Below are 10123 nucleotides of genomic sequence, written 5' to 3' on the forward strand. Positions count from 1 at the left end.
GAGCACCCGCCGCTGCCTGCGCGACCGCCATCTGACGGTAGATCTCGAGCGTCGCGTCGTTGTCGACAGCGCCGTCCTCGGCCAGGACTCCGCAGTGGCCATGATCGGTGAACTCGTCCAGGCACAGATCCGCCATGACCACGAGCCGGCCCGCGGCGGCCTCGACTGCGCGCGCGATCGCGACGTTGAGGATGCCGTCGGGCTCACACGCCTGCGACCCTGTCGCGTCCCGGCGCTCGGGCACCGCGAAGAGCATCACGCCGCCCAGTCCTGCCCGGGCTGCGGCGTCGACGGCGCCGGCGAGGGACTCCAGCGTGTGCTGCTGAACCCCGGGCATCGACGGAATCTCGCGAGGAGCCTCGGCCCCTTCCCGCACGAAGACGGGCAGCACCAGCTGCGCGCGATGCACGCGCGTCTCGCGCACCAGCCTGCGCATCGCGGGCGTGGTGCGGAGGCGGCGGGGCCGCCGGTCCGGGCCCGGGACGGTCACGCGGGCTCCTCCTGGGACGCCGCATCGGCGTCGTCGTAGCTCTCCGCCACATCGGGGTCGAGGGCCTCGAGAAGGCCCGCGACGATGCCGTCGTAGGACGGCGCGGTCGCGACCGAGGCGACCGGGAGCCCGTCGGCTCGTGCGGCAGCCGCAGTCATGTCACCGATCGCGACCACAAGAGTGCCGTCCGGGACCGATGCGCCCGAGCGCGCCAGGCGCTGGGCCACCGATCCCGAGGTGAGCAGGATCGCGTCGAACTCCCCGGCCTCGATCTGCTCGCGCAGCTGGCGTCCCACGCCGGGGCCGTCCACCGTGCGGTAGGCCTCCACCGTGGTCACCGACCATCCCTTGCGCTCGAGCCCACGCGGGAGCACGGGTGCCGCCAGGTTTCCCAGGGGTACCAGCACCTTGCCCGGTCCCTTCGGGAACTCCTCGACGATGCCCCGTGCGTTCTGGCGCTTGGAGGGCACCAGCTCGACGTCGAGGCCCAGGCCTGCGCACACGGCGCGCGTGGCCTCGCCCACGGTGGCGACCTTCGAGTCCGGAAGCGGCGCGGCGAGATCGACGCCACGAGCCTTCGCGATCGCGTCCATCGCGCTGAGCGCGTTGCGACTGGTGACGGCCAGCCAGTGGTAGTCGCCGGCGCACCACGACAGGGTGGCCTCCTCGAGAGCCTCGGGGTTCTCGGTGGGCGCGATCGCGATGAACTCGACCTCCTCGACCTCGGCGCCGGCCTCCGCGAGCCGCACCGCGAGATGCCTCCGCTCAGCGGTGACGGGCACCAGCAGGCGCCTTCCGCGCAGGGCTGTCAGGTCCATGTCACGTCCTTCCCATGAGGCGGCCGGCACCCCGGCCCATCAGCGTCCATCCGGTCGAGCGCCCCAGCGACGCGGCCTCCGAGGCCGGACCCTGGATCGACTCGTTGAGCGCGAGCGTGCCAGCGGCGTCCACCACGCGGGCGCGCAGCGACAGGACGTCGGCCTCCACGGTCGCGTACGCCGCGACCGGGGCGGAGCATCCCGCGTCGAGCACGGACAGCAGCGACCGCTCCGCAGTCACGGCCGCTCGCGTGGGCGCGTGGTCGAGCGAGCGGATCACGTCTGCCCACTCGCGGTCCGCGTCCGGGAGGATCTCGATCGCGAGCGCTCCCTGTCCGGGCGCGGGGAGCATGTCCGCAGGATCGAGGAACTCGGTGACGTCGTGGAGGCGCCCCAGACGTTCGAGACCCGCCGCGGCGAGCACCACGCCGTCGAGCTCAGCACCCACCTTCGACAGCCGGGTGTCGACGTTGCCGCGCAGAGGTTCGACCTGCAGGTCACGACGCAGCGCGAGCAGCTGAGCACCGCGCCGGGGCGAGCCGGTGCCGATGCGGGCGCCCTCGGGCAGCTCGCGCAGCGGCGTGCCCCCGGTGCACAGTGCGTCGCGCACGTCCACGCGCTCGGGGATCGCCGCGACCTCGAGTCCGGGGTGGGGCGTCGTGGGCATGTCCTTCAGCGAATGGACCGCGAGGTCGCACTCCCCTGCGATGACCGCCTCGCGCAGTGCCGCCACGAAGACGCCCACCTCCGACAGGCCCACGAGCGAGCCCCGGGAGATGTCACCGTGCGTGGTGATCTCGACCAGCTCGACCTCGAGGTCGACACCCCGGTGCTGGGCGCGCTCGACGATCGCGTCAGCGACCATCCCCGACTGAGTGCGCGCGAGGGTCGAGGCGCGGGTCCCCAGACGAAGCTTCATGGGTCCTATCGTTTCACAGTCACACGGCCGCTCAGCCCTCGCGGACCGGGCTCCGATAGCCCGGTCCGACGGTGATGAGCACCATCGCCACAGCGGCCAGCACCAGCGCGACCCAGGCCGGTGCCTGATAGCCCCAGCCCGCGGCGATCACGAGCGCGCCGAGTCCCGTGCCCACCGCCGTGGCGGCGTTCAGGGCGGCGTGCGCGAGGGCCGAGCCGAGCGACGGCGAGCCGTGCATGACATCCATGAGATGCACCTGCGAGGCCTGAGAGAACACCTGGATCGAGCTGCCGAGCAGGAACAAGAGCGCGACCGTGAAGAGCGGGACGTCGCCCACGAGCCCGATCCCGAGCAGCGCAACCGCGGACAGCGCCAGCCCCAGGCGGCCCGCGCCCAGGTGCGAACGGTCGGTGAGCCGCCCGCCCGCGTAGGCGCCCAGCGTCATCGCCAGACCCCAGATCACGAGGATCCACGTCACCTGATCCGCGCTGTAGCCGTTGGTGACCTCGAGCAGCGGCACGATGTAGGAGAACACCGCTCCCAGGCCGGCGAAGCCGATCGTGATCGCGATGATCGCCGTCCATAGCGGCCTGCCGCGCAGCGCCCGCAGTTCCGAGCGCGGCGACGCATGCTCGGAGCCCGGCACGTCGGGCGTGAACGCCCACACGCCCACGAGCGCGACGGCTGCGATCATCGCGATCACGCCGTACGCCGCGCGCCATCCCGCGGCGTTCGACAGCCACTGCACGAAGGGCACGCCCACGATCAGGGACGTGGTGAGCCCCAGCATGATGATGGATACGGCCTTGCCGCGCCGCTCGCGGCCCAGCACGGTCATCGCGACGAAGGATGCGACGCCCAGGAGCGCGCCGTGCGGCAGGCCCGCGACGAACCGGATTGCCATCAACGCCTCGACCGTGGGCGCAACCACGGTCGCGACGGTCGCGACGAGGAACGTGGCGGCCATCCAGATCAGGAGAGGTCGCCGTCCCATGCGGCCGAGCCCCACCATGAGCAGTGGCGCGCCCACGACCACACCCAGCGAGTACGCAACCATCGTGAAGCCGAGGACGTCCACGGTGGTGTCAAGGTCCTTCACCTGGTCCTGCACCACACCCGCGGCACCGTTCTGCGAGATGCCGATCACGAAGCCCACGACCGCGAACGCGGCGAGCACGTGCCATGCGCGGGGGTCCCGCGCTGTGCGCGGCACGCGCCACCTGGGCTGGCCAGCGTCGACGGTTGCGGGAAGGTCCGTCACGATGCGGTCCTTACGCGAACGCCGTCATGAGCGGCCCCGCCGGATCACGACGAGGACCGCCACTGCGGCGCTGGCGACCAGCGCCAGACCGATCACGGGGAGCGCCCAGCCAGGAAACTCCTCGGACTCGTCCACGTCGACACTCCCCATGTCGGACTCAGGCGACACGTCGACGGCGGGGCTCGGCTCGGCACTGATGGGCGCGGGCTCCGGCGAGGGGTCATCGCTGGGGGCGGGATCGGCGGCCTCGACGGGCGCATAGGTGAAGGCCACGACGCCCTGGAGGGGGTGCCCGTCCTCCGCGACGACGCGCCAGACGAGCTCCGCGTCTCCGGGCGCGATCCCACCGGGCACCGCGGCAGCCACGGACGTCTCGCTGGGGAAGGTCGGCTCGAGAACGTGGGTCTCGCCACCGCCGTCCACGATCGACAGCTCAGCCCCGATCTCGAGAAGCCCGCTCGAGAAGTCGAGCGTCACGTCGGACAGCGCCTCGACGGTCTCTCCCTCGCCCGGGGTCGTGGATCGCAGCTCCGTGTGCGCGGTCGCCGCAGGGCCCAGCGCCACGACCGCGGTCACGGCGACCGCCAGGGAGACCAGGAGCGCGCGGGTGAGCCGCGCGAAGGTGAGGGAGCGCATGCGCTCATTCTCGCATCGGCCGTCGGCGTCACCTTCACGTCACCCAAGGTTCACGGGACCTTCGGGTGATCGTGAACCCGAACGGCGACGCCCCTCGTGACAATGGGAGGCGTGAGGGTCGCGCTGCTTGCAGAGTCCTTTCTCCCGCACGCCAACGGAGTGACGAACTCCCTGCTGCGGGTGATCGAGCACCTCTCCGCACGGGGCGACGAGGCTCTCGTGATCGCCCCGGAGGCCAAGCGATCTGCAGGACCCGTACGGTACGGCGTCGCCCGCGTGGTGCGACTGCCCGCGTTCGGGTGGCCCGGCTACGACGACGTCCGAGTCTCGCTCTCGCGGGTCTCTCGGGTGGCACGCGAACTCGACGCCTTCGGCCCCGACGTCGTGCACCTGGCGTCGCCCTTCATGCTCGGCTGGGCCGGCGTGCGCGCCGCGGAGCAGTTGGGCCTGCCGAGTGTCGCGGTCTATCAGACCGAGGTCCCCAGCTACGCGGACCGGTATCGCGTGGGCTGGGGCGAGCCGCTGCTGTGGCACCGCGTGGTGCAGATCCACGCACGTGCGGGGCTGACGCTCGCGCCCTCCACGTACGCGATGGATCAGCTCCGTGGCGTCGGCGTCCCGCGGCTTCGACTGTGGCCGCGCGGCGTGGACACCCGCCGCTTCGACCCTGCCAGGAGGGACGATGCGCTCAGGGCCGCGTGGGCGCGCGACGGCGACGTGGTGGTGGGCTACGCGGGACGGCTCGCAGTGGAGAAGCGCGTCGAGGACCTGGCGCGCCTCGCCGAGCTTGACGGCATTCGCCTGGTGATCATCGGCGACGGCCCCGAGCGCGCGCGGCTCGAGGCGCTGCTGCCTGAAGCGATCTTCACGGGCTACCTGCGCGGCAACGCGCTGGCGGCCGCCCTTGCGAGCCTCGACGTGTTCGTGCACTGCGGCGAGCTCGAGACCTTCTGCCAGGGCATTCAGGAGGCGCAGTCATCCGGGGTGCCCGTGGTCGCGCCGCGCCGCGGGGGCCCGATCGACCTCGTGGACCACGGCGCGAACGGCTTCCTGTACGAGCCTGGCGACCTGAACGGCATGGTCGCGGCGGTCAGCGCCCTGGTCGGAGATCCGGGCGTTCGCGCGGCCTTCGCGGCCTCGGCGCTTGCGCGTGTCGAGTCCCGCACCTGGGGATCGGTGTGCGACCTGCTGATGGACTACTACGACGAGGCGATCGCCGCTCATCCCGAGGCCTCGCTGCGCCGCGCCGCGACCCAGCGCCGCGAGGAGGTGCCCTCGTGAGGATCGCGCACGTCGCCAACTTCTACGGCCCGGCATCCGGCGGCCTGCGCACCGCGATGCACGAACTGGGTCGCGGCTACCTCGACCGCGGTCACGAGTACCTCATGGTCGTCCCGGGGCCCGAGGATGCGGACGATCGCACCCCGTACGGCAGGCGCGTCACGATCTCGGCGCCGGTGCTGCCGCGGTCCGGCGGCTATCGCGTGATCACCCGCGTGGGTGCGGTGCGCACGGTGCTGCGCGAGTACCGCCCCGATGTTCTCGAAGTCTCCGATCGCACCACGCTGCGCCGACTGGGCGGATGGGCGCGCCAGCGCGGCATTCCCAGCACCTTCTTCGCCCACGAGCGCGCGGACGGTGTGATCGCCGCCTACACACCGGCATGGTTGCGCCGCGCCGCACCTATCGTCGCCGCCGCCAACGCCCACAACAGGGTCACTGCCAGGCACTTCTCTCAGGTGGTGGCAACCACGCCGTTTGCGGCGGGCGAGTTCGAGAGGATCGGCGCGCCGGTCGCGACGGTGCCGCTCGGCGTCGATCTCTTACTCTTCCATCCGTCGCACGCCGACGCCGGGGTCCGCGACGCGCTGGCGGCCCCCGACGAGACTCTGCTGCTCATGGGCTCCCGGCTGTCGCGCGAGAAGCGGCCGGAGCTCGCGGTCGAGGCCGTGCGCGAGCTGGTGGCACGGGGTCGGCGCGTGCGCCTGGTCTGCGCCGGCACAGGCGCCGCCGAGCGCCACGTGCGCGAGCGCGCGGACGGGCTGCCGGTGACGTTCCTGGGATTCGTGTCCGGCCGCGAGCGGTTCGCGCGACTCCTCGCGACCGCCGACCTCGCACTCGCTCCGGGACCCATCGAGACCTTTGGCCTCGCCGCTCTGGAGGCGCTGGCCTCGGGGACCCCGGTGGTCGTGAACGCCGAGTCGGCGCTGCCGGACGTCGTGGGCGGCGGCGGCGCGAGCGCGGCGAGCAGCGCCGCCGCATGGGCCGATGCGATCGAGACGCTCCTCGACAGCGACGCCCGCGTGCGTCGAGAGCGGGCGCGTGAGCGGGCTGAGCAGCTGCCGTGGAGCGCGTGCATCGACGCCATGCTCGCCCGTCATGGCGCTGCGCCGCGTCCGCGTCACGTCCCTCCCGCAACCGTGGTGCCCCAGAGCTCTGGGAGGTAGGCGGCCATGGCCGAACGTCCGACCGTCGTGGCGATCGGCGACTCCCTCACGCTCGGGGTCGGCGACGGGACGCAGCACCCGACGGGCGACGTGGGCTGGGCTGCGCACACCGCCTACGCGCTCGGCGCTGCGGCGTTCGCCAATCTCGCGGAGAACGGGACACGCGCGCGGGACCTGACGCGGTCGCAGGTGGCCGCGGCGGTGGCGGTCCACCCCGATGTGGTGCTCGCGAGTGCTGGCGGCAACGACGTCCTGCGCGGCGACTTCGACGCCGCCGAGGTCGAGCAGGCTCTGCGCGGCGCGCTCGCGACCCTCGCCGCGCCCCGCCGCCGCATCCTCGTCCTGACCATCGACCGCATCGGCCTGTTCGACCTGCTTCCCTCACCAGTGACTGCGGTCATGGCGCGCCGCATCGCGGCGGCGAACGGCGCGATCGTCGCCGCCGCCCACGCTGCAGGCGCCACGCTGGTGCACGGGGGCGCGGTGTTCAGCGACGCGGGACCGCGGGCATGGCACATCGACCGCATCCACCCGTCGCCACTCGGCCACCGACGTCTCGCCGCCGCAGCCGTCCACGAACTCCGCGCGGACTGGCCGCTCGTGCACCCCGTTCCCGACCCTCCTCGCCCCCCTCGCGTGCACGCGCGTGCCTGGTGGCTCGTGCGCAACGGCGCCCCCTGGGCGGTCAAGCGCAGCCGGGACCTGATCCCGCAGGTCGCCCGCGTCGTGACCCACGAACTCCTCGAGGAGAGACGCGCGCAGCGGCCGGTGCGGGCGTAGGCCCGTCAGGCGGATCGCCGCTGGGCCGCCATCCGGACAGGTGCACTCGCCGCGCCGTAGCCGTCGTACCCACGCCGCCGCTCGACCAGTTCGAAGAAGACCGAGCCATGCACCTGCGAGTACAGATGGATGAACTCGGCGTCGCCGTCGCGGTCATAGAACAGGTGGTTCTCGCGCAGTTCATCGAGCAGACCCGGCTCCATGAGATCGCCGAACTGAGCGTCGATGTCGTCGTAGTAGTTGTCTGGCACCTGCAGCAGCGGCAATCCGGCGCTGCGCGCGCGGCGGGCCGCATCCAGGACATCTGCACAGCGAATCGCGATGTGTCGCCATGGGACCGGCGCGGTGGGTGGAGCGAGGTTCATGGGAAGACGCACCGACCCATCAGCCGTGCGCATGACCTGACTGCGCAGCAGACCCATGGGGCCGGGAACCTCGGACACGGGCTCCGGCGTGAGCGCTAGGGCGCTGCCGGCGAACAGCAGCGCCTCCTCGAACTCGTGCCAGGGGTACCCGATGTTGACGTGATCGACCACGCCGCGGAGCGGTCCCGGCCGGTCCTCGCCGCCGATGAACTCGGACTCCCAGTCCTTCTCCGGCGAGGGGTCGTTCCAATAGACCTCGGTGCCGTCCGGCGACGCTGCAGCGCGCAGCACCTGCTCTCCGGTGTACGTGCGCCGGTAGGCCTGCGGTGCACCCAGCGCGAACGCACGCTCTGCCGCGGCATCGGCGTCGGGAACGGTGAGCCCCACCCCGGTGACGCGGGTCGTCTGGTCCCTCACCTGCTCGTTGAGGATGATGCGCGCGTCTCCTGCGGTCCACAGGCGCACCGGCTTGGAGCGGTGGCGACCCCGGAACGTGAAACCCAACTGGCCCAGTGCCTGATCCACGTCGTCGAGCGCCGCTCCCCCGACTTCGACGAAGTCGAAGCCGGTCGGGACCTGCGCACCGCCCACCTGCCCGTCGTCCCACCCGAGCTGGGCAGCCGTCCGGTCCGCAAGCCACGCCAGGGACCGGCGGGCGTGCGCGGCCGTGCGAGACACATCGGTCTGGCGGAACGTGTCGTTGAAGACCTCGAGCGACAGCGGGCCGTCGTAGCCGGCGCGCCAGACGTGGCCAAGGAAGTCCACGAGGGCGAAGCTCCCCTCACCGGGAAAGAGCCGATGATGCCGAGACCAGGACAGCACGTCCATGTCGAGCGAAGGCGCATCCGCGAGCTGCAGGAAGTAGATCTTCTCCCCTGGTATGTCCTCGATCTCCGCGGGGTCGTGGCCTCTGGACAGGATGTGGAAGCTGTCGAGGCACGTGCCCAGATTGGGACGGTCGGCGAGCTCGACCAGGCGCCAGGCGTGGCGATAGTCGTTGACGAAGCGGCCCCAGGCGAGAGCCTCGTAGGCGATCCGGATCCCGTGCGGCGCCGCCGCATCGGCCAACGCGCCCAACTGCCGTGCCGCCGTCGCATCGTCACCGTCCGTCGCGGTGCCGGCGTTCGAGCACACGAGCATCGTGGTCGCCCCGAGCCGACGCATGACGGCGAACTTCGACTCGGCGCGGCGCAGCGTGCGCTCGAAGACGTCGGGCGCCACCCCCTCGACGTCGCGGAAGGGCTGGAACAGGTCGATGGTCAGTCTCAGCCGATCGCACAGCGCCCTGATCTCCTCGGGAGACTCATCCGCGGCGATAAGATCCGCGTCCATGATCTCGACGCCGTCGAAGCCAGCGTCCGCGCACGCGCGAAGCTTCTGTACGAGATCTCCCGACAGACAGACAGTGGCGATCGAGGTGCGCATGCGGCCGAATGTACCACCCTGTACATTTCTTCGCCGAAGTACTTGCCATGGAATGTACCCATCGGTACATTGACGCTTGAGGGCCGGCCTCGGCCCCCGGAACGAACAAGGAAGTCTCGTGACCGAATTGCCACAGAGTCGTGGTGCCTGGACCGTCACGCAGCGCGTGCTGCGGGTCCTGGGCCGCGTGGAGCTGACCATCGGCGGCCTGTCGATGCTGGCCATCCTGGCGCTGGTGTTCTACCAAGCGCTGCAGCGCTATCTCCCGATCGACCAGATCGCCTGGACGGGTGAGATCGCGCGCTTCTCGCTCGTGTGGCTGACCTTCGGGCTCATCGGATACCTCGTGACGGCGCGTGGCCACATCGCGCTCGAGGTCGCGGACACTCTCCCGAGCCCGCGGCTGGTCCGCGCCATCCAGGTGTTCGCGCTCGTCGTGGTCGCGGCCACCGGAGTGGGCCTCACTCTCGAGGCCTGGGCGCTGGTCGAGACGCAGTCGATCATCAAGTCGCCAGTGCTCCGCCTGCCCATGTCGTGGGTCTACGTGCCCGTGCTGCTGGGAGCCGCCAGCACCGCGCTGCGCGCATCAGTAGCGGCCGTAGACGTCGCGCTGCACGGCACTCCTGCCGAGCGCGAGCAGCAGGAGGCGACCGCATGACGCTCGCACTGCTCGGCCTCGGCATTGCCGTCCTGCTCGTCCTGCGGGTGCCCGTCGCATTCGCCTTCCTGGGCCCCTCACTCGTGTACATGGCGGTCATCGACCAATCGACGGGAACCGCGCTGCGCCACGTCACCAACGCCGCCGCGAGCTTTCCGCTGCTGGCCGTGCCGCTGTTCGTCCTGCTGGGAACGCTCGCCAACCACACCGGCATCGCCGAGCGCTTCTTCCGCTTCGCTCTCGCCGCGCTCTCGCGCGTGCGTGGCAGTCTGGGCTACGTCGCAGTCGGCACGTCCGTCGCGTTCTCGTGGATGAGCGGGTCAG

General features: G+C 71.4%; 10 protein-coding genes and 1 pseudogene. 5 read left to right on the forward strand and 6 right to left on the reverse strand.

Features of this window, described 5'->3' with window-relative positions; translation table 11 throughout:
• The 5 genes and pseudogenes from QZ483_RS10375 to QZ483_RS10395 form a co-directional block, all read right to left on the reverse strand.
• A pseudogene (locus QZ483_RS10375) lies at positions 1 to 436 on the reverse strand (porphobilinogen synthase); the annotation flags it as partial.
• 50 nt (positions 437 to 486) lie between these two features.
• Positions 487 to 1308 carry a uroporphyrinogen-III synthase gene (locus QZ483_RS10380; protein WP_297083681.1) on the reverse strand — a complete coding sequence of 274 codons (822 nt, stop codon included), beginning with the start codon at positions 1306 to 1308 and terminating at the stop codon, positions 487 to 489.
• Between the two features lies 1 nt (position 1309).
• Positions 1310 to 2227 carry a hydroxymethylbilane synthase gene (hemC, locus tag QZ483_RS10385; protein ID WP_297083685.1) on the reverse strand — a complete coding sequence of 306 codons (918 nt, stop codon included), beginning with the start codon at positions 2225 to 2227 and terminating at the stop codon, positions 1310 to 1312.
• 31 nt (positions 2228 to 2258) lie between these two features.
• A complete protein-coding gene (locus QZ483_RS10390; protein ID WP_297083688.1) occupies positions 2259 to 3488 on the reverse strand; it encodes an MFS transporter in 1230 nt (409 codons plus the stop codon).
• 24 nt (positions 3489 to 3512) lie between these two features.
• Positions 3513 to 4124: a copper resistance CopC family protein gene (locus QZ483_RS10395; protein ID WP_297083691.1), complete on the reverse strand. Its 612-nt coding sequence runs from the start codon at positions 4122 to 4124 to the stop codon at positions 3513 to 3515.
• A gap of 111 nt (positions 4125 to 4235) precedes the next feature.
• Between QZ483_RS10395 and QZ483_RS10400 the strand changes: the two genes are divergently transcribed.
• Genes QZ483_RS10400 through QZ483_RS10410 form a run of 3 tightly spaced genes read left to right on the forward strand, consistent with a single transcriptional unit; the run spans position 4236 to position 7351 of the window.
• Positions 4236 to 5405 (forward strand): glycosyltransferase family 1 protein, encoded by a 1170-nt coding sequence (locus tag QZ483_RS10400; RefSeq protein WP_297083693.1) that lies wholly within the window; start codon positions 4236 to 4238, stop codon positions 5403 to 5405.
• Positions 5402 to 6571: a glycosyltransferase gene (locus QZ483_RS10405; protein WP_297083694.1), complete on the forward strand. Its 1170-nt coding sequence runs from the start codon at positions 5402 to 5404 to the stop codon at positions 6569 to 6571. The genes QZ483_RS10400 and QZ483_RS10405 overlap by 4 nt, the downstream gene beginning before the upstream one ends.
• 6 nt (positions 6572 to 6577) lie before the next feature.
• The gene (locus QZ483_RS10410) at positions 6578 to 7351 is read left to right on the forward strand and encodes a GDSL-type esterase/lipase family protein (protein ID WP_297083696.1); all 774 of its coding nucleotides are present in this window, start codon (positions 6578 to 6580) and stop codon (positions 7349 to 7351) included.
• Positions 7352 to 7356: 5 nt separating this feature from the next.
• On the opposite strand, the gene QZ483_RS10415 is transcribed toward QZ483_RS10410, so the two are convergent.
• Complete coding sequence (locus QZ483_RS10415) at positions 7357 to 9141, reverse strand: sugar phosphate isomerase/epimerase and 4-hydroxyphenylpyruvate domain-containing protein (protein ID WP_297083698.1); 1785 nt, start codon at positions 9139 to 9141, stop codon at positions 7357 to 7359.
• 118 nt (positions 9142 to 9259) lie between these two features.
• Between QZ483_RS10415 and QZ483_RS10420 the strand changes: the two genes are divergently transcribed.
• Complete coding sequence (locus tag QZ483_RS10420; RefSeq protein ID WP_297083704.1) at positions 9260 to 9799, forward strand: TRAP transporter small permease; 540 nt, start codon at positions 9260 to 9262, stop codon at positions 9797 to 9799.
• The coding region (locus tag QZ483_RS10425; RefSeq protein ID WP_297083706.1) for a TRAP transporter large permease subunit at positions 9796 to 10123 on the forward strand (328 nt) is incomplete at its 3' end. The genes QZ483_RS10420 and QZ483_RS10425, both read left to right, overlap by 4 nt.

Source organism: uncultured Demequina sp. (assembly GCF_913055775.1).
Classification (GTDB): domain Bacteria; phylum Actinomycetota; class Actinomycetes; order Actinomycetales; family Demequinaceae; genus Demequina.

Coding starts and splice junctions, on each gene's coding strand:
- QZ483_RS10380 (WP_297083681.1), bottom strand. CDS start 1,308: ATGGACCTGACAGCCCTGCGCGGAAGGCGCCTGCTGGTGCCCGTCACC.
- hemC (WP_297083685.1), bottom strand. CDS start 2,227: ATGAAGCTTCGTCTGGGGACCCGCGCCTCGACCCTCGCGCGCACTCAG.
- QZ483_RS10395 (WP_297083691.1), bottom strand. CDS start 4,124: ATGCGCTCCCTCACCTTCGCGCGGCTCACCCGCGCGCTCCTGGTCTCC.
- QZ483_RS10410 (WP_297083696.1), top strand. CDS start 6,578: ATGGCCGAACGTCCGACCGTCGTGGCGATCGGCGACTCCCTCACGCTC.
- QZ483_RS10415 (WP_297083698.1), bottom strand. CDS start 9,141: ATGCGCACCTCGATCGCCACTGTCTGTCTGTCGGGAGATCTCGTACAG.